Source organism: Myxococcus virescens (assembly GCF_900101905.1).
In the GTDB taxonomy this organism is placed as follows: Bacteria; Myxococcota; Myxococcia; order Myxococcales; family Myxococcaceae; genus Myxococcus; species Myxococcus virescens.
In genome coordinates, this window is record NZ_FNAJ01000004.1 from 235,471 (window position 1) to 257,798 (window position 22,328).

Below are 22,328 nucleotides of genomic sequence, written 5' to 3' on the forward strand. Positions count from 1 at the left end.
CTCCGTGAGCTACGGCTGCTCGGGCTCGCCCTGCGGCTCCTTGCCGCCAGGCGCGTTGGTGCCCTTGAGCGTGAGCAGATAGGCGGTGACGGCCTTGACGCGCTCGGCGCCCAGAGTGCGCTCCCACGCGGGCATGCCCTTGGCCACCACGCCGTCCGCCACGACCTTGTGGATGGCCATGGGCCCGCCACCGTGCATCCAGTACGCGTCCGTCAGGTTGGGGCCGATGGAGCCCTGCCCCTGCACGCCGTGACAGGCCGCGCAGTTCGCCTGGAACACCTGCTTGCCGCTCTCCAGGGAGGCCGGGTCCTTGGCCAGCGCGAGCAGCATGCTGTCCGACGCCGGCGCGTTTCCGGACGCGCGCTTCGCCACCTCCGCGGACTCAGCGGCGTACTCGCCGAGCTGTCCGGGCCCCGCCTCGGCGATGTGGTACCAGAACCAGTACCCCGCGCTGAAGATGATGGACGTCCAGAGGATGAACAGCCACCAATTGGGCAGGTGGTTGTCGTGTTCCTCGATGCCGTCATAGACGGAGTGCACCAGCGGCTTGTCACTGCTCATGGCGGACCTCCCCCTGCTCGCTCAGCGGCATCCGCGCGAGCGCGTCGAAGTCCCCGCTGCGCCGCGCCACGAACACCCAGGCGACGACGCCGAGGAACACCGCGATGAACAGGACCAAGGCGAAGAGGGGCAGCTCGGTGAGCGACATCCCTTGATAGAATTGCTTGTACATCAGCGGCCCTCCTCACTGGCGATGGTGGCGGCAGGCAGACGGTCCGGCGGCGCGGGCGCCTTCTCCGGCGGCGCGGGCAGGTCCTGCGGCCCACGGCCCAGGCGCTGGAGGTAGGAGATGATGGCCACCATCTCCGAATCCCACGCCACCTGGACGCCCTGCGCCGCCAGGTCCGCGGTGATGCCCTCCGCCTGACGCTTCTGTCGCGCCTCGGCGCCGTCCACGTCCGCGTTGCTGTACGGCACGCCCAGCCGCTGCATCAGCGCGAGCTTCTTCGGCGCGTCCTTCACGACGATGCGCTGCTCGGCCAGCCACGGGTACGGCGGCATGTTGGAACCGGGGCTCGTCGCCCGAGGGTCCATCATGTGCGTGTAGTGCCAGAGGTTCGGGTACTTGCCGCCCAGCCGGTGCAGGTCCGGGCCGGTGCGCTTGCTGCCCCACTGGAAGGGGTGGTCGTAGATGAACTCCTCCGCGCGGGACACGTCGCCGTAGCGCTGCGTCTCCGCCACGAAGGGGCGAATCATCTGCGAGTGGCAGGTGTAGCAACCCTCGCGGACGTAGAGGTCGCGTCCCTGGAGTTCCAGCGGCGAATACGGCTCCTGCGCCTGGCCGTGCGCCGGCACCGCCTGCTTGAGCATGATGGTGGGCAGCAGCTCCGCCACACCGCCAATCAGGATGGCGATGAGCGTGAGCACGGTGAAGGCCAGCGGCTTGCCCTCGATGAGGCCGAACCACGACGGACGGCCTGCTTCACGGTCCCTGCGAGTGACAATCCAGGCGAACTCGCCCAACGCGATGATGGCGCCCATCAGCACCACCGCGCGCACTGGCTTCGCCCAGCCGAGGAACATCGTCACCGTGAGGATGGCGATGGCGAACACCAACGGCCGGCCCGTGACGACCTGCACCCAGCCGGGCGTCGGGGCCTTGGCGGGGACGGGCTCGGCGACGGGCGTGGGCGGCTCCACGACGACGGTGGTCTCCCCGTCCACGGCCTTGCCGGCGCGGGCCGTCTTCCACAGGTTCCACGCCATCATGATGAAGCCCACCAGGTACATGGACCCGCCGACGAAGCGGACGATGTACATGGGCCGGATGGCCAGCAGCGTCTCCACGAAGTTCGGGTAGAGCAGCGTGCCGTCAGGGTTCGCCGCTTGCCACATGAGGCCCTGCGTGACGCCGCTGATCCACATCGACACCATGTAGAGGAGGATGCCCACCGTCCCGAGCCAGAAGTGCGCGTCCGCCGCCTTGGGCGAGTGCAGCTTCGTGCCGTACAGCCTGGGCACCAGCCAGTAGAACATGCCGGCCGCCATGAAGCCGTTCCAGCCCAGCGCGCCGCTGTGGACGTGGCCGACAATCCAGTCCGTGTAGTGGCCCAGCGCACTCACCGACTTGATGGACAGCAGCGGCCCTTCAAAGGTGGCCATGCCGTAGAAGGTGACGCCCGCGATGAGGAACTTGAGGACGGGGTCCTCGCGCAGCTTGTACCAGGCGCCCTTCAGCGTGAGCAGGCCGTTGAGCATGCCGCCCCACGACGGCGCCCACAGCATGACGCTGAAAATCATGCCCAGCGACTGCGCCCAGTCCGGCAGCGCCGTGTAGAGCAGGTGGTGCGGACCGGCCCAGATGTAGATGAAGACCAGCGCCCAGAAGTGGATGATGGACAGCCGGTACGAGTACACCGGCCGCTCCGCCGCCTTGGGCAGGAAGTAATACATGATGCCCAGGATGGGCGTGGTGAGGAAGAAGGCGACGGCGTTGTGGCCGTACCACCACTGCACCAGCGCATCCTGGACGCCTGCGAAGACGGAGTAGCTCTTCATCCCCGACAGCGGCAGCGCCAGGCTGTTGACGATGTGCAGCACCGCCACCGTGACGATGGTCGCGATGTAGAACCAGATGGCGACGTAGAGGTTCTTCTCGTGGCGCTTCGCCAGCGTCCAGAAGAAGTTGATGGCGAAGACGACCCAGATGACGGCGATGGCCACGTCGATGGGCCACTCCAGCTCCGCGTACTCCTTGGAGGTGGTGAAGCCCAGGGGCAGCGAAATCGCCGCCGCGACGATGATGAGCTGCCAGCCCCAGAAGTGGATTTTCGAGAGCAGGTCCGACGCCATGCGCGTCTTCAACAGACGCTGCGTGGAGTAGTAGATGCCCGCGAACATCATGTTGCCCACGAAGGCGAAGATGACCGCGTTCGTGTGCAGCGGGCGCAGGCGGGAGTAGGTCGTGTAGGGGATGCCCAGGTTCGCCTGCCACCAGGCGAGCTGACTGGCCGCCAGCGCCCCTACCGCCATTCCCACGATGCCGAACAGCACCGACGCGATGATGAAGCGCCGGACCGTGGTGTCGTCATAGATGATTCGTTGCTGATGCACGGCTTCACTCCTGGGAAGCGGAGGGCGGAGGCTCGGGAGCACGCGGCGCCGGAGCGGCGCTGTCGTCTTCGAGCGGGAAGAGCGAGAGCCGGTCGGCGTGCTCGTGGTCGCGGTGGCGCACGCTGTAGACGAACAGCAGCACCGAGCTGGCGACGAGCATCAGGCTCACGAAGACCTGGAGGACGAGGACGTTCATGCCGGCACCTCCCGAAGCGGCGGCGTGGGCGAGGCGGCAGCGCGCTCGCGTGAGGCGGACAGCCACCACACCGTGAAGAGCACGGTGGCCAGACTGGTGGCGGGCATGGCCACGGCGGCGCGCAGGGGCGTCATCCAACCCGCGAGGCACACGGCGACGGCCACCACGTTGTAGCTCACCGCCAGGACCAGCAGCCGGCGCACCACCTGGCGCAACCGGGCCGACAACCGCAGTGCCTCGCGGATGGCGCCCAGGCCTTCGCCCAGGAGGAAGAAGTCGCTCTTGCCGGGCATCACCGGCCGGTCGATGGCGGGCGTACCCGCGCAGAGGGCTCGCTCGAAGGCGAGGCTGTCGTTGACGCCGTCGCCCAGGTACAGCGTGTCCGCCGCGTCCAGCTTCGCGACGGCCTCCGCCTTGTCCTCGGGACGCTGGCCACTCAGGGTGCGCTGGGTGGAAATGCCCAGCGCGGCGGCCATGTCATTCACGCGGCCCTGGCTGTCCCCGGAGATGAGCCACACCTCGCGGCCCTCTCCCTGGAGCGCCTGGACCTCACGGCGCGCGTCGGGACGTACCGACTCCCGGAGCTGGAAGAAGGCCACTGGCACGCCGTCACGGGTCAGCACCGGGCCCGCGGCGAGGCCCGAACCGGAGAGGAGGACCTCCACTCGCCCACTCGGCCTGGAGTGGCGGCTCGCGGGGCCGCCCCACGCACGCGACGCGCCATCCATGGGCTCGTGGTCCGGCAGCCCTGTGTCCACCGCTTCGGTGGCCCAGTCCGCGCGGCCCAGCCGCCAGCGCACGCCTTCTCGATTCAGCTCGAGCCCCTGGCCCGCGAGCTCCGACACACGCGCCTCCGAATTGAAGCGCGCGCCTTCCCGAGCCAGCGCGGCCGCGAGGCAGCGACTGGCGGGGTGGTTGCTGCGCGACACCAGGTCGAAGGCGATGTCGCGCGACGCGGGCGTCAACCCCGCCACGGCGGCGCGGTCCACCAACTCCAGCCGTCCCAGCGTCAGCGTCCCCGTCTTGTCGAAGAGCACCTTTCGCACGCGCGGCAGCCGGTCCAGCAGGTCCGTGCTCCGGATGAAGAAGCCGCCGCGGCGCAGGCGCGCCTGGACCAACTCGTAGGCCAGCGGCGTGGCGATACCGATGGCGCACGGGCACGTCACCACCAGCAACGCCACCGCTACCTCCAGCGCCTTGTCCGGCCCGGCGGGCCACCACAGCGCGAGCCCCAACGCGGAGACGAAGAGCACCGTGACGACCCAGCGGCGCGACACGCGGTCCCAGAAGCGGGTGTGCAGCGCGGGGCCCCCCACGCCCGTGGGCGCCCGGCGGAGCAACGCCACCAGCGGCGAGTCGGTGAACGCCTGCTTCGCCTGGACACGCACGGCCTTGCGCCCGGCGTTGAACGCGCCCGCGGGCAACGCACCGCCCTGCCCCACCGCGCGCTCGCCGGGCTCGCCCGTAATCCAATCCGTGGACACGCGGGCCCCCGAATCGAGCAGCACCGCGTCCACCGGCACCAGGTCCCCCGGCGCAATCACCAGCACGTCGCCGTCGGCCACCTCGGCGGCGCGCACGGTGGCGAGCCGCGCGCCCTCTTCCCTGCGCACGAAGAGCCCCTCCGCCCCGTCGTCATCCAGCAGGAAGCGCCGGTTGCGCTCCAACACACGCTGCTGGAGCCACCGTCCCACCAGCATCAGCGTGACGAAGGTGTTGAGCGTGTCGAAGTACGCCAGGTCGCCGCGCCCTCCGCGCGCCTGCGCCAGCGACATGCCGAACACCAGCAGGATGCCCAGGGCAATGGGCAGGTCCAGGTGCAGCACGCCGCGCCGCAAGCCCTGAAGCGCGGAGCGGAAGAAGGGCCAGCCTCCCACCACCACGACCGCGGACGACAGCCACAGACTCAGCCGTGTGAAGAGACGGAAGACATCGCCATCCTCCGGCGTGAGCCCCACGTAGAAGCTCACCGAGAACAGCATCACGTTCATCGACAGCGCGGCGCAGATGCCCAGGCGGATGGGCAGGTCCAGGCTCGTGCGCTCCGGGCGCTTGCGGCTGGGTCCGAAGAGGTAGCCAAAGCCCTCCACGCCGCGAAGGAACTCCGCCACGTCGAAAGCGCCGCGCCGCCACAGCATCCGCACCTTGCCCAGGGCCGGGTCCACCGTCAGACCCGCCCCGCCCGGCTGCCGGCGGAACAGCTCGTTCATCAGCCACACACATGCGGCGCAGTGGATGCCCTGCACGTCCAGCTCGAGCGCGCACAAGGGGCCAGGAGTCGACTCCGCGCGGCTCATGAGCGGCTCCAGCCACGCGAACGCGCGTTCCTTGCGCGGCTCAGGCGCGGGCGCTGTCTTTCCTTGCGCGAGCTGGTAGTAGCGCGTGAGCCCCTGCTCCACGAGCAGGCCGTGCACGGCCTCGCACCCCACACAGCAGAAGTCGCGCGCCGCGCCCCCCGGAGGAACGGGGCTGCCGCAGTGGAGACAGGCGGCCGGAGCAGGCTCCGATGTCGTGGAGGCAGGCATTCACGATGTCACCTTGCGAACGGCATGCCTGTTGCGATGCACCGCGCTCATGTCGCCCGAACCGGCCGCACTCGCCTCGCTGCTGCACACCTCCGAACCCACCGTCATCGCCGGCGCACTGGGCGCCTTCGTGGTGGGGCTCACGGGGAGCGTGCATTGCCTCCTCATGTGCGGACCGCTGGCCTGCGCGGGTCTCCCCAGCGTGCCGGGCCCCGAGCGCCGCCGGGCCGTCGTCGCCTACCAGGGAGCGCGCCTGGGCGCCTATGCCCTCGTAGGCGGCGCACTGGGCATGCTGGGTGGAGGCGTCACCCAGACGCTGGCGGTCTCCACCCGCCCCTACCTTCCCTGGCTGATGGCGGTGGCGCTGGTCGCGTCCGCGCTGGAGCTGGGCAAGCGCCTGCGCCCGCTGCCGGGCATGGCGAACCTCGCGCGGCATGTCACGCGCTGGGGCGCAAAGTTTTCGTGGACGGGCCGCGCGAGCGCAATGGGTGCGGTCACACCGCTGCTGCCCTGTGGCCTCCTCTATGGCGTCTTCGCGGTGGCGCTGGCGAGCGGTTCGTTCGGAGGCGGAGCGCTGGTGCTCGCCGCGTTCGCGCTCGGCGGCCTGCCCGCCCTGCTGGGGGCGCAGCTTCAGGCGGCGCTGTGGAAGCACCGTCCGAAGTGGATGTCCCTGCTGCTCCAACGGGCGGTGCCGCTGGCGGCGGCGGCGGTGCTCGTCTACCGCGCGGTGAGCGTGAACGCCGGTGGAGCCAGCTGTCACTGAGAAGGGCGCGGGCGTTCCGGGCGAAAGCACCGGGCCGTCCGCGCCACGAGCTCAGCGCAGCGCGGCCACTGCCTCGAGCGCGGAGGGCTCACCCGCGACGAGCAACGCGTCGGATGGGGTGAGCAGCCGGTCCGGGTCCGGCACCGGGAGCATGCGGTCCTGGAGCACGTCATGCACGGCGACCACGTGCACGCGGTAGCGCTGCGGCAGGGCGAGCACACGCAGGCTCTTGCCATACCAGGCCTCCGGCACGGGCATCTCCTGAAGGCCGAACTCCGTTCCCAGCTGCACGTACTGAAGGAGCCGGCCGCTGGTGATGCGGCTGGCCAGTCCCAGGGCGCTCTCCCGCTCGGGGAAGATGCTCTCGGTGGCCCCCAGCGCGTTGGCAATGCGCGCATGGTCATCCGAGCGGACCTTCACGTAGATGTCCTGGATGCCCGTGTCCCGCAGGGCGAGCAGCGCGAGGATGCTGGCCGAAAGGTCCTCTCCCGTGGAGATGATGGCGGCGTCCGCCCCCCGCGCGCCCACCTCCTCCAACACCTGGCGCTGCGTGGCGTCCCCCACCATGGCCTTGGACACGCGCGCGCCCAGGGCGTCCACCACCGCCGGTCGCGGGTCGATGGCGATGACGTCATGCCCCTGCTCATGCAGGCGCGCGGCGATGACCGAGCCGAAGTTGCCCAGGCCCACCACGATGATGCGCTTCATCCGTGCTCCTTAACCAACGATGAGGTCCTCCTGCGCGGGGCGCACGTGCCGCAGGTGCGTCCGGGCGCGCAGGCTGAGGGCGGCGAAGAAGGACAGCGGCCCCAGCCGTCCCACGAACATCAGCCCGATGATCAGCAGCTTGCCCGCCACGCTCAGGCTGGGCGACATATCCATGGTCAGCCCCACCGTGCAGAAGGCGCTGACCACCTCGAAGAAGACGGGAAGGAAGCTGGCGCGCGCGGCCTGCACCGACTCCGCTCCGCGCCCCTCCGTGAAGGAGAGCACGAAGACGGCCGCCGTCATCACCCCGAAGGCGATGAGGGCCAGCGACACCGTGCGTTCGATGGTGCCCTCCGGGATGGCGCGGCCATGCAACTCGGCATGCCGGCGTCCCCGGATGCGCGTGAAGGCGAGCGCGCCCAGCACCGCCAGCGTCGTCGTCTTCAAGCCCCCGGCCGTGGAGCCAGGACTGCCTCCCACCACCATCAGCAGGATGGTGAAGAAACCGCTCGCGTTGCTCACCTCGGAGTAGCTCACGCTGTTGAAGCCCGCCGTGCGCGCCGTGGCGGACATGAACCAGGCGTTGACCACCCGGTCCACGTAGCCCAGGGGCGCCAGCGTTCCCCGCCACTCGAAGAGCGCGAAGAGCACGGTGCCGCCCACCAGCAGCACCCCGGTGACGAGCAGCGCCGCGAAGGTGTGTACACTCATCCGCCGGGAGCGCTGGTCGCGGCTGCGCCACCAGCGCAGCGCCTCCTCGCTCGACAGGTAGCCCAGGCTCCCCATGATGATGAGGAAGGAGATGACCAGGAGCGTGAGGGGCTCCCGGCTGAAGCCCGCCAGCGAATCACTGAACGTCGAGAACCCGGCGTTGCAGAAGGCGCTGACCGAATGGAAGACAGCGTGCCAGGCCGCCTCCTTCCAGCCGAAGCGCGGCAGCCACAGCAGCCACAGCAACAACGCCCCCAGCGCCTCCACCCCCAAGGTGAAGCGCGCGACCCGCAGCGTCAGCGACAGCACGTTGTGCCGGTGCGTGTAGTCCATGGGCGCACCGACGATGACCTCGCTGCGGAGGGACAGCCGCCGGCCCAACGCGCCGATGACGAGCGTGGTGAGGGTGACCAGCCCCAGGCCCCCCAACTGGATGAAGACGAGCAGCCACAGTTGCCCCCAGCGGGTGAAGGCCGTCGCGGTGTTCACCACGGAGAGCCCCGTCACGCACACCGCGCTCGTCATGGTGAAGAGCGCGTCGAGAAAGCCCAGGCGCGGGCCCGTGTACAACGCCGGGAGCCAGAGCAACCCCGCCGTCCCCACCGCGATGAGGACCGCGAAGGAGAGCGCCAGCAACGTCGCCGGTGAGATGGAGAACCAGCGCAGCCAGAGCCAGCGGAGGGGTGAACGAAGGAAGGAGTCCACGGGGCTGGGGAGACCATCCACCAAGTCGAGGCGCTCCACCAGTTTCCCATGCTCGAACTGGGCCGCGGAGGCGCGCCGCGGGACTCAACCGCCGCGTCGCTTCGCGCCACGCCGCCCGTTCGAAGCAGCCGGTTCCTTCGGCAGGTGCCGCAATCCCATCCACCCGAGCGCCGCGACGTGGCGCGCGACGTGGTCGATCGAGAAGGAGCGCCCATCCTCCGCCCACCACTGCCCCACCTGCGTCACCATGCCCACCAGCGCGTTCGCGTAGATGGGCGCGACCTTGGGGTTGTAGCCAGCGTGCTCGAACTCGCTCTTGAAGATGTCCGCAACCCGCAGCGCGAGGTCGTCGATGACGCGCGTCAGGCCTCGCCGTCCAGCCGCCAGCGGTGAATCGCGCGTCATCACCGCGAAGCCCGCGGGCTCCTCCTTGGCGTACGTCATGAAGGCCAGCACCGCCCGCTCGAACCGCTCGCGGGGCGTGCCCGAGGCGATGCTCTCCGACACGCGCGTCACCAGGTCATCCATCTCCCGGTCCACGATGGCCGCGTAGAGCCCCTCCTTCGCGCCGAAGTGTTCGTAGACGATGGGCTTCGACACGCCCGCCTGCTGGGCCACCTCCTCGATGGAGGTCGCTTCGTAACCCTTCGAGGCGAACACGCCTCGCCCCACCGCCATCAACTGGACCCGGCGGTCGGCACCCGACAGTCGCTTCTTCGTCGCCACGTTGACCTCTAACCTACCCAACAGTAACTTACCCAACCGGAACCTACCATCCAGTAACTCTCCGGTGGAGTTGGAGCCCCTCATGTATCGCGTCTCTCGCCGAGCCGTCTTGCCCGACACAGCCGAGCTCAACATCCTCGCCGTCCTCGAATCGCGGGTCCGGTCCTGAGCGCCCAGGCCGCGGAGAAGCCGAAACTGCGGGGTGTCCTGCATCAGTTCGCCGCCACGGGGGCGCTGGGAGCGGGCCTGGTGCTCGTCTTGATGGCCCCGACCGACCGGGCCGCGACGGCCGCCGCCGTGTTCGCCGTCAGCCTGGTGGTGTTGTTCTCGGTCAGCGCGACCTACCACCGGGTGAACTGGTCCACGCGAGGGAGGACATGGATGCGGCGAATGGACCACGCCTCCATCTTCATCCTCATCGCGGGCACCTATACGCCCGTCGCGCTGCTGGGCATCTCCGGGACCGCGGGCAACCGCCTGCTGCTCCTCATCTGGGCAGGCGCGCTCGCTGGCGTCCTGCAGTCGCTGTTCTGGATACAGGCGCCCAAGGTGGTGACGGCGGCGCTGGCCGTCGCGGTCGGCTGGACGCTGGTGCCGTACTTCGATGAAGCACGGCAAGCCCTCACGGGCAGCAACCTGGCGCTCATCCTCGCGGGGGGTGTCGCCTACACGGCGGGCGCCCTCGCCTATGCCCTGAAGCGGCCGAACCTCCGGCCCGGCGTCTTCGGCTACCACGAGCTGTTCCACGCCCTGACGCTGGTCGGTGCGGGGCTCCACTTCACGGTCGTCCTGCGACTCGTCCGCGCGGCGACCCTGTAGGCCCAGGAATGCCAGGGTCAGCGTTCTGACCTCCAGACAACATGGGCCGGCCCGGCCGGCCGCTTGACTAGAATCTGGCTCTAGAATCAGATTCTAGTCATGGAGCGTAAACGTCGCAGCGCGACCGGCGAGCAGAGCCGTCGCGCCATCCTGGATGCCGCGCTGGATTGCTTCTCCCGGCTGGGCTGGGCGGCGACGACCATCGAGGACATCCGCAAGGTCAGCGGCGCCAGCGTGGGCAGCGTCTACCACCACTTCGGTGCGAAGGAAGGCATCGCGGTGGCGCTCTACATCGACTGCCTGCGTCTCCATCAGGAGTCGTTGCGGAGTCGGCTGGAGCGGAAGCACGACGCGGAAGCCTTCGTGCGCACCATCGTCACCCACCACATCGCCTGGTCCCGGGAGCACCCGGAGGCCGCCCGCTATCTCCTGCGCATGCGCCGTGAGGAAGCCGTGGCCGCGGCCGAACAGGAAATCCAATCCGCGACGGGCGACTTCATCCGGGAAGGCTTCAGCCGGATGAAGGCCCATGCCCAGGCGGGCGAGCTGCTGCCACTGCCTCCGGCCGTCTACATGCCGCTGATGCTCGGCCCCGCCCAGGAATTGCTGCGCGCCTGGGCCAACGGTCACGTGGAGCTCAAGGCCGGCATCGAGAAGGTCCTCGCAGATGCCGCCTGGCGATGCCTGCGTCCAGAGACAGCCCCCTCCAGGAAGGTGCCATGATGCCGGATGACGCCCTGCCCTCTCCCGTCGCGACGGCCTCACCGGAGGTCGTCCGGATTCCCGCCCGGGATGGGCTCCCTCTGGCCGCGACGGTGTACCAGGGGCTCCAGGACAATGGCGTGGTCGTCCAGATCAATCCCGCGACGGCCGTGCCGCGCAGGTACTACGACGCCTTCGCCCGGTTCCTCTCGGGCCGGGGTTTCACGGTCGTCACGTATGACTACCGGACCATGGGGGACTCGGTCGTCGATGCGTCCCTGCGCAACCAGGCCCGCTTCCAGGACTGGGGCGAGCTGGACACGCCCGCTGTGCTGGACTGGGTGACGGCGCGGTTCCCCTCGCACCGGCTGGCCGTCGTGGGCCACTCGGCGGGCGGTCAGATGCTGGGGCTGGCGGAGAACGCCTCCCGCATTCATTCCGTGCTGCTGATTGGCTCACAGCACGGCTGGTGGCGGCACTGGCCGCTCCGCCAACGGCTGGCGTTGGCCGCCATCTGGTACGTCGCGCTGCCCGCCTCCGTCGCGCTGCTGGGCTACTTCCCGGGCCGCGCCGTGGGCTCGGAAGACCTCCCAGGAGGCATCGCGAAGCAGTGGGCGCGCTGGTGCCGCAACCCACACTACGTCTCCGACGACAACGGCGCGCCGCTGAGGCCGTACAACGACCGGGTCCGGGCGCGAATACGGCTCTACAGCTTCTCCGACGATTCCATCGCGCCGGAGGCCGCCGCGCGTGCGTTGCTCGACTACTACCCGAACGCGGCGCGCGAGCACCTGCACCGCACGCCCGCGGAGCTCGGCATGAAGCGCATCGGCCACTTCGGCTGGTTCCGCTCCAGCACGCCCGAGGCCGTCTGGGTGGAGGCGGCGGATTGGCTCGAACAGACGAAGTGACTTCACCACCCAACGAGGGACTCATGAGCAACTTCATCACGGAAGAGACCGAAGGGTTCGTGCGGAAGATTGGACTGAACCGCCCTGAGAAGCGGAACGCGATGAACATCGCGCTCATCGAGCAACTCTCGGGCGCGCTGGGACGGGCCGAGGCCGACGAGAACGTCCGGGTGTGCGTGCTCTTCGCTCACGGCACCGTGTTCACGGCGGGGCTGGACCTCATGGATGTGTTTCCCAGGCTGGGTGATGCCCGGACGCTGTTCAGCGCGGCGGGCATCGACCCGTGGGCCACGCATGGCCCCGCGAGGACGAAGCCGCTCATCATCGCGGTGCATGGCAAATGCCTCACGCTCGGCATCGAGCTGATGCTCGCGGCCGACATCACGGTGGCTTCCGAGGACGCCACCTTCGAGCAGATTGAAATCGACCGCGGCATCTTCCCCTTCGGCGGGGGCACGGCCCGGTGGGTGCGGACCATGGGTTGGGGCAACGCGATGCAGTACCTGCTGACGGGCGATGCGCTCGACGCGCGTGAAGCGCACCGGTTGGGGCTCGTGCAGCGAGTCGTCTCGCGCGAGGCGCTGATGGAGACGGCGATGGGCCTCGCGGCCCGCATCGCGTCGAAGCCGCCCCTCGCCATCAAGGCGACCATCGAGAGCGCGCGGACGGCCGTCCTCGAAGGGGAGCGCGCCGCGGCGGAGAAGCTCCTGCCGGCCATCCAGCAGCTCGCGACGACCGAGGATGTGCAGGAGGCGCTCTCCGCCCACTTCGAACGCCGGCCCGCGACCTTCCGCGGCCGATGACGGTCTCAGGAGGCCGGGGCATTCCAGCGCATCCAGAGCCCCATCACGGGGAGCCCACCTCGCTCCGCGCGTCCGACGGATGCTCGCTCGGCGCGAGCCGCTTTGCCGCCACAGCGCCCCTCGCGGGCGCATCCTCGTCCCGGGCCCGACAGGCCCGGAGCGGCTTCGGGACCTTGACCTTCGGCTACCGAGGCATTGGCCGCTCTTCATCGTCGCCCACTCGTTCGGCGGCCATGCGATGGGGCTCATTCAACATGCTCGACCTGAACAACGTGCGCCCCGTGGACGCCCCGCGCCGTCGTCGGCCCGAGGCGTCCTGACGCAGTCCCGGCTCAGGCCTGCTCGGTGCGCAGCGTCACCGGATGCTCCTTGAGCCATGCCTGGCAGCGCTCGATGCGCGCGGCGGCGGCAGGCAGGCCCATGCTCAGCAGCAGCGCGCGGTAGGGCTCGAAGGCCTCCGGCGTCCACGCGGTGAGCGCCTTGAGGTCGGCCAGCGCCACCATCTCCTCGGGCGAGCGCCCCTCTGCTTCCTTCCGTGCCGTGAGCAGCGCGGCGAGCGTCATCCGCGCGGGCTCCGCCTCGAAGGCGATGGCGGCGTCCATGTACGCCGTGCGGGTGGCGTCATCCGCGGCCGCGTCCTTCGCCTTCTCCCGCAGCCGGTCGAGCAGCCCCACGAGGAAGTCCTCGTCGAGCGCGCCCTTCACCGCGCGCATCAGCGCCGTCACTGCGTCCCGGCGCACCGAGGGCTCCGTGCCCGTGGGCAGGGCCTTCAGCGCCTGCATCGGGTCCCAGAGCGCGCACGTGAGCCACAGCTCCTCTTCGGGCGAGAAGACGGCCGGCGTCGTCGAGGCCCGCAGCCACGCCTCCACGCGGGCGGCGCGCTCCTTGGCCTCGCGAGCGATGCGCTCGGCCAGCTCCGGGTCCTCTTGCACGTACTTGAGCAGCGCGCCCACGTCGCCGCCACGAGCCTGTTGGAGCGCGGCCTTCGCCTCGTCGGAGAGGGACTCCTCCTCGAGCCCCTTCACCAGCGCCTCGTACTTCTGGGACAGCTCCTTGTGCCTGGCGCTCCACTCGCGGAACTGCACGTCGAAGACGACGTCCAGGACGGGGATGTCCTCCGGCCGGGCCTTGCCCATCCGCTTGGACGCGGAGGCCAGCAGTGTGCCCACGCCAATGGCCCGCCGGTCCTCGGCGGACAGTCCAGGCGTGGACATCTTGGACATCAGCGCGGCCCCGAGCGCCTCCAGGAACGCAGGCGTGCCGAGCGCGCGCACCGTTCCCACCAACAGCTCACGACGGGCGCTGGCGGCGTCCTGCTCCGTGTTCTCCGACAGCCGGGCCAGTTCATTCCCCACGTGCTCGGAGAAGGCCTTCACGTCGAAGCGCAGGCCCGGCGCCGGGCCCCAGTCCGTCAGCAACTCCGCCAGCCGCTCCAGGGCACCGGACAGCTTGGACACATCGGGGTCGCCCAGCACTTCCATCGCCGCCTCGAGGTCGGCCCTGGCGGACGAGGCGGGGGCGGCGGGCGGCGCGGCGCGGGCCCGGTCCTCGGCGGCATGGCAGACCTTGTACTTCTTGCCACTGCCACAGGGACACGGGTCGTTTCGGCCGGGCTTCTTCGAGCTCAAGAGGTCCTCAGGGGGTCGCGCAGGCGACAAGGAGAGTCCACGACGGTGCTAGGAGTAGGCATCCCACCGGGCGGGAATCAAGCAGCGCCTGCGTCGAAGGCGGCGCGCTCCGCCTCCGAGAGGTCCAGGCCCTGTGAGCCGCCACGCTCTTGCGCCTGGATGCCCGCCTCCAGCACGGCCTGGACGGCCACGGCCTGGATGGGCGTCACGGGGTTGGGCGCCCCTCCCAGCAGGGCATCCCGGATGCCCGCATAGTACTGGCGGTAGTCCCCTGCCGAAGCGACGGTAGGCGCTCCATCCCGGCCAGGCGCCGGGGCCTCGCCCCACCCCGCGCCTTCTGGAGACGCACCCATCACCAGACGTGGCACCTGCGGCTCCCTGCCCAAGGTGAGCCATGAGCCCCGTGAGCCATGTACGGCGAAGCGAGGCATCAGGGCCGCGATGAGCATGGAGGCTTGGAGCACCACCTGCCGCCGTGGATAGACGAGCGTGTACTGGAACCAGTCATCGACGAAAGCGCCCTCGCGCAGCGTCTCGCGCGTGCCGGACACCGACTCCGGCAGTCCAAACAGTTGCAGCGCCTGATCGACGAGGTGCGGCCCCAGGTCGAACCACACGCCCGCGCCCGGAACCATCTGTTCCCGCCACTGGGTGCGAACCTCCGGGCGGAACCGGTCGAAGCGCGACTCGACGTGAGCAACGTGGCCCAGGGTGCCTTCCGCCAGCAGCGCCTTCAACGCCAGGAAGTCGGTGTCCCAACGCCGGTTGTGGAACACCGAGAGCAGCAGGCCGCGCGACTCCGCCAGGGCCCGCAGCGCGCGGGCTTCGGCCAGGGTGATGGTGAAGGGCTTGTCGACGACGACGTGCTTTCCCGCCCGGAGCGCGGCCTCGGCCAGCGGCGCGTGGCGGTCATTCGCCGTGGCGATGACAACCAGGTCCACGTCGGAATGTGTTGCTCCGTCCTCATGAGAGCCACAGAGGGTGACGTGCGGCAGCGTGGACCGCACCGCCGCTTCCTGGCGCGAGGCGACGACCTGGAGCACCAGCCCGTCCACACCTTGAATCAGCGGAGCGTGGATGGACCTGCCCGCGACGCCGAAGCCCAGCAAGGCCACTCGGAGGGGGGCTCGTCCAGGAGAGGAGAAGGCCATGTCGCACCCTACCCTGGAAAGGGCAACGCCGCCCGCCGAGGAGGACGGGCGGCGTCGCGGTCGGGAGCGGGCTTCCGGGGAGGCCTCGGCGCCGAGGCTTCCACCGCTCCCTTTCTCAGAAACAGGCTCAGGTGTGGTGGTGCAGGCTCTCCACCAGGTACGGGTCCCCCACTGGGACCATCGGCGTCGAGCGCACGGTGCGCGTCACCGCCAATGTGAAGAGCGCCGCCATTCCCACGAAGCCGGCGAGCTCGAACACCCCCAGGGCGACACCGTCAGGCTGACCACCCGGCACCACCATCAGGTACAGGTCCAGCCAGCGGCCCACCAGGAGGATGGCGGCCACCCGCAGCAGGTGCGACGGATTGCGCTTCGCGGGCCTCGGCAGCAGCAGCACGAAGGGCAGCGCCCAGTTGAGCGCCACGTTTACATAGAAGGCCACCGCCCAGGTGCCGTGCAGCCGGGTGACGAAGTAGACCGTCTCCTCCGGGATGTTCGCGTACCAGATGAGCAGGAACTGCGAGAACCACAGATAGGCCCACAGCGTGGCGAAGCCGAACATCAGCTTGCCCAAATCATGAAGGTGGCTGGTGTTGAGCTGCGGCAGCGCGCCCGCGCGGTGGAGCAGGATCGCCGTCACGGTGATGGCGCACACCGTGGAACTGAGCAGGCCCGCGATGTTGTAGAGCGCGTAGATGGTGCTGAACCAGTGCGGCTCCAGGGTCATCAGCCAGTCGAACGCGGCCAGACAGAAGGTCAGCGAGAAGAGCACCAGGAACACCGCCGACACCGTCACGTTGCGCCCGGCCAGCTCCAGGGAGCGCTCCGCGTCCTGCCGCAGGGAGATGCGCCGCAGCATCCACGTGAAGCCCACCCACAGCGCCAGCATCACCACCATGCGGACCGCGAAGAAGGGCACGTTGAGGAAGGCGGCCTTCTCATGCAGCAGGTGGTCCGTCTCCATGACGCCCGGCTTCGCCCACGGATACAGCGAGGACACGAAGGGCAGCAGCGCCAGAATCGTCACCGCACCCCAGGGCACGTAGGCCGCGAAGGCCTCCGGGATGCGCTTGAACACGGTGAACCAGCCCGCGTTGGCCACGTACATCAGCGCCAGGAACACCGCGCCGCCCAGGCCCAAACACAGGAAGTAGAAGCCGCTGGTGAGCAGGCTCGTCAGGGCCCGCTCACGCGCGATGGCCAACCCCGCCACCAGGATGCCCAGGCCCACGCCGGCCAACACCTGCGCCGCGCGGTGCACGGCGGGAGGAACCTCGAAGCCGCTGGTCGAAACAGCGGCCTCCTCATGCGTCGAAGCGCTCATGGCACGTCCTTCCGCGCCGTCCGCGCGGGGTCCTGCAAGGTCCGGACGTAGTGGACGATCTTCCACCGGTCCTCTGGAGCCACCTGCGAGCCATGGGCCGGCATCAGCCCCTGCCCGTGGGTGATGATGTGGAACACCTGCCCGTCGGGGAGCTGCTTCGCGCGCTCCGCCAGCAGCGACGGCGGCATGGGGAAGCGCGCGGTGACGAGCCCGTCTCCCAGGCCCTCCGGGCCGTGGCACGGCCCGCAGTAGCGCGAGAACGTCACCTTGCCCCGCGCCAGGACCTCCGGAGAGGCCGGGTACGGATTCTGGAGCTCCCGCCCCGCGCGTGCCGCCTCCTCGGCGCCCGCGGCCAGGTGCAGCGGCTGATGCCCACGCGGTATCGTCCCCTTCACCGGCGCCAGCAGCGTCTTGCCATCCACGGTGACGGGGTTGGCCGCGAAGGTGTCGAACGGCACGGACGACACCATGTCCGGCGCGTATTCGAAGTTGGGCCGCGTCTCGTCCTGCTCGCAGCCCGCGACGGTCAGACTCAGGACCACCACGCCCAGGGATAGCCTTCTCACGACGCCACCTCCTCCAGCAGGTCCGTCGCCACCGCGCCGTGGCGGCGCATCAGGTCCTCGGCCGCGTCCAGCTCCGAGGGGGCCTCGCGCGGCGTCACCGCGATGGCGAACCGGTCATCCGTGACACGCGGGAGCACCGAGCGGCGGCTCCCGGGGAAGAGCTTCGCCCGCGCCAGGAAGGCCGCCACCGTCGCAAGCGCCGCGAACAGCACCGTCAGCTCGAAAGTCACGGGGATGAACGCGGGGAACGAGTTGAAGGGCTTGCCGCCCACGTTGAGCGGCCAGCTCACCACGCTGGTGTAGTACTGGAGCGACAGCGCCAGCGTGCAGCCCAGCAGGCCCGCGCCGAAGCACACCCAGGTGAGGCGGCTGGGCTTGAGGCCCATGGCGTCATCCAGCCCGTGCACCGCGTACGGCGTGTACACGTCGTGGAGGACGAAGCCCGCCTCCCGCACCGCCCGGGTGGCGTCGAGCACCTGCGCCTCACTGTCGAAGTAGCCGATGAGAACCGGGGCACTCATACAGGTGCATCCTTTCGGGTGGCGATGGCCAGCGGCACCGGCGACGCGGGCCGGTGGGCCACGGGGTGCGGCTCCTCGGCGACGGGCTTCGCGGGCGGGTGTGGCTGCGCCGCATGGCCGTCACGCGCGAAGCCCAGCACGCTCTTCACCTCGCCGATGGAGATGATGGGCAGCACGCGGACGAAGAGCAGGAACAGCGTGAAGAAGAGACCGAAGGTGCCGATGAAGGTCCCCACCTCCACCATTGTCGGCGTGTACATGGCCCAGCTCGACGGCAGGAAGTCGCGGTGGAGGCTGGTGACGATGATGACGAAGCGCTCGAACCACATGCCCACGTTGATGACCAGCGACAGGACGAAAATGGCCGCGGGCGAGGTGCGAATCTTCTTGAACCAGAAGAGGTGCGGCGACACCACGTTGCACGTCACCATGATCCAGTACGCCCAGGCGTAGGGGCCGAAGGCGCGGTTCATGAAGGCGAAGCGCTCGTAGGGGTTGCCCGAGTACCAGGCGATGAAGAACTCCGTCGCGTACGCCAGCGACACCAGGCCACCCGTGACGATGATGATCTTCGTCATGTTCTCCAGGTGGCGCAGGGTGATGAGGTGCTCGTAGCCCAGCACCACGCGGGTGATGATCATCAGCGTCAGCACCATGGCGAAGCCGCTGAACACCGCGCCCGCGACGAAGTACGGCGGGAAGATGGTGGTGTGCCAGCCGGGGATGACCGACGTGGCGAAGTCCATGGAGACGATGGTGTGCACGCTGAGCACCAGCGGCGTCGCCAGGCCCGCCAGCAGCAGGTACACCGTCTCGTAGCGACTCCACGTCCGGTTCGAGCCCGTCCACCCCAGCGACATCACCTTGAAGACGGCCTTGCGAATCCCCGCCTTCGCCCTGTCGCGCACCGTGGCCAGGTCCGGAATCAGGCCCACGTACCAGAACACCGCCGACACGGTGAAGTACGTGGAGATGGCGAACACGTCCCACAAGAGCGGCGAGCGGAAGTTCACCCAGAGGCTGCCGCGGTCGTTCGGATACGGCAGCACCCAGAAGGCCAGCCACGGCCGGCCCATGTGGATGACGGGGAAGAGCGCCGCGCACATGACGGCGAACAGCGTCATCGCCTCCGCCGCGCGGTTGATGCTGGTGCGCCACTTCTGCCGGAAGAGGAAGAGGATGGCGGAGATGAGCGTGCCGGCGTGGCCAATGCCCACCCAGAACACGAAGTTGGTGATGTCGAAGGCCCAGCCAATCGTCTTGTTGAGGCCCCACACGCCGATGCCCGTGGCCACCTGGTAGCCGACGATGCCGGCGCCCGTGCCGAGCACGGACACCGCGATGCCAAAGGCCACCCACCACTTCCACGTGGGGGCCCGCTCCATGGGGGCGCAGATCTCCTCGGTGAGCTGGCCCAGGGAGCGCGGCTCGGTGACGAGCGGTTCGCGCAGCGGGGACAGATGCTGGTTGCTCATGTGCCGCTTCCCGACCCGGTGTTCCGGATCTTCGTGAGGTAGGTGATGGACGACCCGATGTTCAGCTCCTCCAGCAGCCGGAACGCGCGCCCGTCCTTCGCCAGTCGCGCCACCTGGCTGTCGGGGTCGTTCACGTCACCGAAGTGGATGGCCTTCGCGGGGCAGCTCTGCTGGCACGCCGTCTGGATGTCCCCGTCACGCAGCGGGCGGCCTTCCCGGTTCGCGGCCGCCTTGGACTCCTGGATGCGCTGCACGCACATCGAGCACTTCTCCATGACGCCCCGGCTGCGCACCACGACGTCCGGGTTGAGCACCATCCGCTCCAACGGCTCGGCGTGCTCGTAGTCGAACCAGTTGAAGCGGCGGACCTTCGTGGGGCAGTTGTTGGCGCAGTACCGGGTCCCCACGCAGCGGTTGTAGACCTGCTGATTGAGGCCCTCGCTGGAGTGCACCGTGGCCAGCACCGGGCACACCGTCTCGCACGGGGCATTCTCACAGTGCTGGCACATCATCGGCTGGTGGACGACCTGGGGATTGGCTTCGTCCCCCTGGTAGTACCGGTCGATGCGCATCCAGTGCATGTCCCGCCGGCGCAGCACCTCGTCGCGCCCCACGCTGGGGATGTTGTTCTCCGCCTGGCACGACACCACGCAGGCCGAGCACCCCGTACAGGCGCTCAGGTCCACCGCCAGCGCCCACCGGTGCCCCTTGTACTCGTGGCCGGACCACAGGGAGAGCGAGTGCCCTCCCCCGCCGTGCCCCGCATGCACCTCGTTGCCCGCGCGCGGGTTGGCCAGGAAGGCGGCCAGCTCCGCCTCGCGCACGTGCGGCCGCCCCTCCAGCCGGTGGTGCGTCTGCGTCAGCGCCAGGGGCTGCTGCTCGCCCGTGGCCTGCACCGTGACGCCGGGCACCGTGCGCCGCGCGCGTCCGTCCACCACCGCCGACAGCGGGTAGCCGTTGACGCCGACGCCATCCGCGACGCGCCCGGCCTGCGTGCGGCCGTAGCCCACCGCCACCGCGATGACGGAGGGGTGCGTCCCCGCCTGCACCAGCACGGGCACCGACAGCGTCGTGCTCCCCGCGCGCACCTGGACGACGTCGCCGTCCTTCAGTCCCAGCGCCTTCGCGCGGGCCGGAGCGATGCACGCCGGGTTGCCCCACGTCACCTTGGTGATGGGGTCCGCCACCTCCTGGAGCCAGGCGTTGTTCGCGGGGGCGCCGTCGCGCAGCGCCACCGTGGGGTACAGCACCAGCTCCCACTCCGCGGCATGACGGGCCACGCCGGCCAGCGCCTTCGCCAGCCCCTCCTCGCGGAAGGCGGGTGCCTCCGCCGCGGCGGCGCCGAGCGTCACCACGCCCCGGCGGAGGGCATCATCCCAGAAGGCGATGAAGCCCTGCCCCAGGCCGCTGGCCCGGGGGAAGACCTCCGCCTCCCAGCGCGCGCGGAGGAAGTCGTAGTGCGGCTGGGGCGCTCCCGCCCACTGGAGCAGCGACTCCACGCCGCTGCGCGTCTCGTGCAGCGGCGCCACGGCGGGCTGGCGCAGGGACACGACGCCCCGGCGCACCTCCGCGTCGCCCCACGACTCCAGCGCGGTGGACTCCGGTGCATGGAGGCCCACGTGCACGGCCGTCTCGTCCCGCCGGTCGCTGGTGGACAGCGTGAGCGGCACGTCCTTCAGCAGCGCCGCCAGCTCCGCGCCGCGCGGGTCGCTGTAGACGGGATTGACGCCCATGAAGAGCACCACGCCCACGCTGCCGGCGCGCAGCTCGGTCAGCAGCGTCCCCAAGGACATCGCGTCCGCATCCAGCGCCGTGCCGTCCGCCAGCGACACCGTGTGGCCCTCGTTGCCCAGCAGCGCGTTGGCGGTGTTGGCCAGCACCTGCGTGGCCACGTCATCACCGCCCGCAACCACCAGTGCGTCCTGGCGCTGGGCCCACAACGTGTCCGCGAGCTCCACCCTCGAAGCCTCATCCAGCGCGGGCGGCGGCAGGGACGCCAGTCCGGGCACCTCGCGGCCCGCCTTCACCGCCAGCCGCCGCACCAGGTCCGCCAGCACCAGCGCCACATCGGAAGGCGCCACCACGAAGCGGCGGTCCGCAGCGGCACCGGTGAGCGTCATCACCGGCTCCACCTGGAAGTGCCGCGACATCGTCCGGCGCCGGGCCGCGTCGCGCGACTCCGCGTACTGCCGGGTGAAGGCCACGGGCGACACCCACGTCCCCAGGAAGTCCGCGCCGAAGCTGGCGATGACGGCGGCCTTGTCGAAGCGGTAGTCCGGCACGGCGCGCACGCCATGCGTGACGCGGTGGGCGTCGGCGATGGCGGACAGCTCCCCCAGGGCTTCGTCGCGCACGGTCCGCGCAGTGGGGTACGCGGCCAGGAAGCGCTTCACGGCCGCCTCCGCCGTGGGCCCCAGGTGCCAGGGCAACACCACGCGGATGCCCTTCCCCGCCTCGGTGGCCTTGCGCAGGGCCTGCGTGACGTCCGCGTCCAGGTCCGTCCAGGACACGCGCGTGGCGCCGCGGGTGGGGTAACGGGCGCGGCTCGCGTCGTAGAGCGACAGCACCGACGCCTGGCCCACCGCGCACACACCGCCGCGCGACACGGGGTGCTCGTCGTTGCCCTCCACCTTGATGGGGCGGCCATCCCGCGTCTTGAGCAGCAGGCCGCACCGGGCGCTGCACCCGTCGCAGGTGGACGCGTACCAGAGCGCCAGCCCCGGCGTGACTTCATCCGGGCGCGCCACGTAGGGGATGATTTGCTGCACCGGCGCGCGCTGGCAGGCCACCATGGCCGCCGCGGCGCTCAGGCCCATCAGCTTGAAGAAGTCACGGCGGCTGTTCGCATCCGGAGGGGTGGCGGCGACGCCCACGGGGAGCGGCTCCGCGAATTCGTCCTGCGTCTGTGCGAGCGCGCCAAGGTCGCCAGCGCGCTCCGCCAGGCTCTGCCAGTACTTGGGAAGTGGGTCGGACATGGATG

Annotated in this window: 20 protein-coding genes; 5 read left to right on the plus strand and 15 right to left on the minus strand. The window is 69.8% G+C overall.

The annotated features are described in order from the left end of the window. Positions 1-9 precede the first annotated feature (9 nt). Genes BLU09_RS14450 through BLU09_RS14470 form a run of 5 tightly spaced genes read right to left on the minus strand, consistent with a single transcriptional unit; the run spans position 10 to position 5,835 of the window. Entirely contained in the window at positions 10-561 is a 552-nt protein-coding gene (locus BLU09_RS14450) for a c-type cytochrome (RefSeq protein WP_090490134.1), read from the minus strand. Then, positions 551-733 carry a cbb3-type cytochrome oxidase subunit 3 gene (locus BLU09_RS14455; protein ID WP_090490135.1) on the minus strand — a complete coding sequence of 61 codons (183 nt, stop codon included), beginning with the start codon at positions 731-733 and terminating at the stop codon, positions 551-553. Before BLU09_RS14455 ends, BLU09_RS14450 begins: the two co-directional genes overlap by 11 nt. Beyond that, positions 733-3,114 (minus strand): cytochrome-c oxidase, cbb3-type subunit I, encoded by a 2,382-nt coding sequence (gene ccoN / locus BLU09_RS14460; RefSeq protein ID WP_090490136.1) that lies wholly within the window; start codon positions 3,112-3,114, stop codon positions 733-735. The genes BLU09_RS14455 and ccoN overlap by 1 nt, the downstream gene beginning before the upstream one ends. 4 nt (positions 3,115-3,118) lie before the next feature. After that, positions 3,119-3,310, minus strand: coding sequence for a hypothetical protein (locus BLU09_RS14465; RefSeq protein ID WP_011555496.1), 192 nt, complete (start codon positions 3,308-3,310; stop codon positions 3,119-3,121). After that, the gene (locus BLU09_RS14470; RefSeq protein ID WP_090490137.1) at positions 3,307-5,835 is read right to left on the minus strand and encodes a heavy metal translocating P-type ATPase; all 2,529 of its coding nucleotides are present in this window, start codon (positions 5,833-5,835) and stop codon (positions 3,307-3,309) included. Before BLU09_RS14470 ends, BLU09_RS14465 begins: the two co-directional genes overlap by 4 nt. 49 nt (positions 5,836-5,884) lie before the next feature. Here BLU09_RS14470 and BLU09_RS14475 point away from each other — a divergent pair, with 49 nt between their 5' ends. Continuing rightward, on the plus strand, positions 5,885-6,598 hold the full coding sequence (locus BLU09_RS14475) for a sulfite exporter TauE/SafE family protein (RefSeq protein WP_090490138.1): 714 nt from the start codon (positions 5,885-5,887) through the stop codon (positions 6,596-6,598). A gap of 51 nt (positions 6,599-6,649) precedes the next feature. On the opposite strand, the gene BLU09_RS14480 is transcribed toward BLU09_RS14475, so the two are convergent. The 3 genes from BLU09_RS14480 to BLU09_RS14490 all read right to left on the minus strand — a co-directional run bounded on the left by BLU09_RS14480 (position 6,650) and on the right by BLU09_RS14490 (position 9,448). After that, positions 6,650-7,306 (minus strand): potassium channel family protein, encoded by a 657-nt coding sequence (locus tag BLU09_RS14480; RefSeq protein ID WP_090490139.1) that lies wholly within the window; start codon positions 7,304-7,306, stop codon positions 6,650-6,652. 9 nt (positions 7,307-7,315) lie between these two features. Next, positions 7,316-8,743, minus strand: a complete 1,428-nt coding sequence (locus BLU09_RS14485) for a TrkH family potassium uptake protein (RefSeq protein WP_244171761.1) — start codon at positions 8,741-8,743, stop codon at positions 7,316-7,318. Positions 8,744-8,806: 63 nt separating this feature from the next. Beyond that, positions 8,807-9,448 carry a TetR/AcrR family transcriptional regulator gene (locus BLU09_RS14490; protein WP_244171727.1) on the minus strand — a complete coding sequence of 214 codons (642 nt, stop codon included), beginning with the start codon at positions 9,446-9,448 and terminating at the stop codon, positions 8,807-8,809. Between the two features lie 195 nt (positions 9,449-9,643). Here BLU09_RS14490 and trhA point away from each other — a divergent pair, with 195 nt between their 5' ends. The 4 genes from trhA to BLU09_RS14510 all read left to right on the plus strand — a co-directional run bounded on the left by trhA (position 9,644) and on the right by BLU09_RS14510 (position 12,683). Further along, positions 9,644-10,267, plus strand: a complete 624-nt coding sequence (trhA, locus tag BLU09_RS14495) for a PAQR family membrane homeostasis protein TrhA (RefSeq protein ID WP_090490142.1) — start codon at positions 9,644-9,646, stop codon at positions 10,265-10,267. A 99-nt stretch (positions 10,268-10,366) separates the two neighbouring features. Next, on the plus strand, positions 10,367-10,990 hold the full coding sequence (locus BLU09_RS14500) for a TetR/AcrR family transcriptional regulator (protein ID WP_090490143.1): 624 nt from the start codon (positions 10,367-10,369) through the stop codon (positions 10,988-10,990). Further along, positions 10,987-11,880: an alpha/beta hydrolase family protein gene (locus tag BLU09_RS14505; RefSeq protein WP_244171728.1), complete on the plus strand. Its 894-nt coding sequence runs from the start codon at positions 10,987-10,989 to the stop codon at positions 11,878-11,880. Before BLU09_RS14500 ends, BLU09_RS14505 begins: the two co-directional genes overlap by 4 nt. Positions 11,881-11,903: 23 nt before the next feature. Continuing rightward, on the plus strand, positions 11,904-12,683 hold the full coding sequence (locus BLU09_RS14510) for a crotonase/enoyl-CoA hydratase family protein (protein ID WP_090490145.1): 780 nt from the start codon (positions 11,904-11,906) through the stop codon (positions 12,681-12,683). A gap of 332 nt (positions 12,684-13,015) precedes the next feature. On the opposite strand, the gene BLU09_RS14520 is transcribed toward BLU09_RS14510, so the two are convergent. From BLU09_RS14520 to BLU09_RS14550, 7 genes are all read right to left on the minus strand, one after another. Continuing rightward, positions 13,016-14,311 (minus strand): YecA family protein, encoded by a 1,296-nt coding sequence (locus BLU09_RS14520; protein ID WP_244171729.1) that lies wholly within the window; start codon positions 14,309-14,311, stop codon positions 13,016-13,018. 77 nt (positions 14,312-14,388) lie between these two features. Next, entirely contained in the window at positions 14,389-15,462 is a 1,074-nt protein-coding gene (locus BLU09_RS14525) for an oxidoreductase (RefSeq protein ID WP_090490147.1), read from the minus strand. 127 nt (positions 15,463-15,589) lie between these two features. Then, positions 15,590-16,786 carry a hypothetical protein gene (locus BLU09_RS14530; protein WP_090490148.1) on the minus strand — a complete coding sequence of 399 codons (1,197 nt, stop codon included), beginning with the start codon at positions 16,784-16,786 and terminating at the stop codon, positions 15,590-15,592. Beyond that, the gene (locus tag BLU09_RS14535; protein ID WP_090490149.1) at positions 16,783-17,352 is read right to left on the minus strand and encodes a c-type cytochrome; all 570 of its coding nucleotides are present in this window, start codon (positions 17,350-17,352) and stop codon (positions 16,783-16,785) included. The genes BLU09_RS14530 and BLU09_RS14535 overlap by 4 nt, the downstream gene beginning before the upstream one ends. Then, positions 17,349-17,873: a DUF3341 domain-containing protein gene (locus tag BLU09_RS14540; protein WP_011555509.1), complete on the minus strand. Its 525-nt coding sequence runs from the start codon at positions 17,871-17,873 to the stop codon at positions 17,349-17,351. The genes BLU09_RS14535 and BLU09_RS14540 overlap by 4 nt, the downstream gene beginning before the upstream one ends. Next, positions 17,870-19,348, minus strand: coding sequence for an NrfD/PsrC family molybdoenzyme membrane anchor subunit (gene nrfD, locus BLU09_RS14545; protein ID WP_090490150.1), 1,479 nt, complete (start codon positions 19,346-19,348; stop codon positions 17,870-17,872). Before nrfD ends, BLU09_RS14540 begins: the two co-directional genes overlap by 4 nt. Beyond that, positions 19,345-22,323 carry a TAT-variant-translocated molybdopterin oxidoreductase gene (locus BLU09_RS14550; protein WP_090490151.1) on the minus strand — a complete coding sequence of 993 codons (2,979 nt, stop codon included), beginning with the start codon at positions 22,321-22,323 and terminating at the stop codon, positions 19,345-19,347. Before BLU09_RS14550 ends, nrfD begins: the two co-directional genes overlap by 4 nt. Positions 22,324-22,328 lie beyond the last annotated feature (5 nt).

Bases quoted from the DNA above. Each gene is read 5' to 3' on its own strand.
- BLU09_RS14455 (WP_090490135.1), bottom strand. From the start codon at position 733: ATGTACAAGCAATTCTATCAAGGGATGTCGCTCACCGAGCTGCCCCTC.
- BLU09_RS14525 (WP_090490147.1), bottom strand. From the start codon at position 15,462: ATGGCCTTCTCCTCTCCTGGACGAGCCCCCCTCCGAGTGGCCTTGCTG.
- BLU09_RS14450 (WP_090490134.1), bottom strand. From the start codon at position 561: ATGAGCAGTGACAAGCCGCTGGTGCACTCCGTCTATGACGGCATCGAG.
- BLU09_RS14500 (WP_090490143.1), top strand. From the start codon at position 10,367: ATGGAGCGTAAACGTCGCAGCGCGACCGGCGAGCAGAGCCGTCGCGCC.
- BLU09_RS14505 (WP_244171728.1), top strand. From the start codon at position 10,987: ATGATGCCGGATGACGCCCTGCCCTCTCCCGTCGCGACGGCCTCACCG.
- nrfD (WP_090490150.1), bottom strand. From the start codon at position 19,348: ATGAGCAACCAGCATCTGTCCCCGCTGCGCGAACCGCTCGTCACCGAG.
- BLU09_RS14540 (WP_011555509.1), bottom strand. From the start codon at position 17,873: ATGAGTGCCCCGGTTCTCATCGGCTACTTCGACAGTGAGGCGCAGGTG.
- BLU09_RS14480 (WP_090490139.1), bottom strand. From the start codon at position 7,306: ATGAAGCGCATCATCGTGGTGGGCCTGGGCAACTTCGGCTCGGTCATC.
- BLU09_RS14475 (WP_090490138.1), top strand. From the start codon at position 5,885: ATGTCGCCCGAACCGGCCGCACTCGCCTCGCTGCTGCACACCTCCGAA.
- BLU09_RS14510 (WP_090490145.1), top strand. From the start codon at position 11,904: ATGAGCAACTTCATCACGGAAGAGACCGAAGGGTTCGTGCGGAAGATT.
- BLU09_RS14470 (WP_090490137.1), bottom strand. From the start codon at position 5,835: ATGCCTGCCTCCACGACATCGGAGCCTGCTCCGGCCGCCTGTCTCCAC.
- BLU09_RS14550 (WP_090490151.1), bottom strand. From the start codon at position 22,323: ATGTCCGACCCACTTCCCAAGTACTGGCAGAGCCTGGCGGAGCGCGCT.
- BLU09_RS14530 (WP_090490148.1), bottom strand. From the start codon at position 16,786: ATGAGCGCTTCGACGCATGAGGAGGCCGCTGTTTCGACCAGCGGCTTC.
- BLU09_RS14465 (WP_011555496.1), bottom strand. From the start codon at position 3,310: ATGAACGTCCTCGTCCTCCAGGTCTTCGTGAGCCTGATGCTCGTCGCC.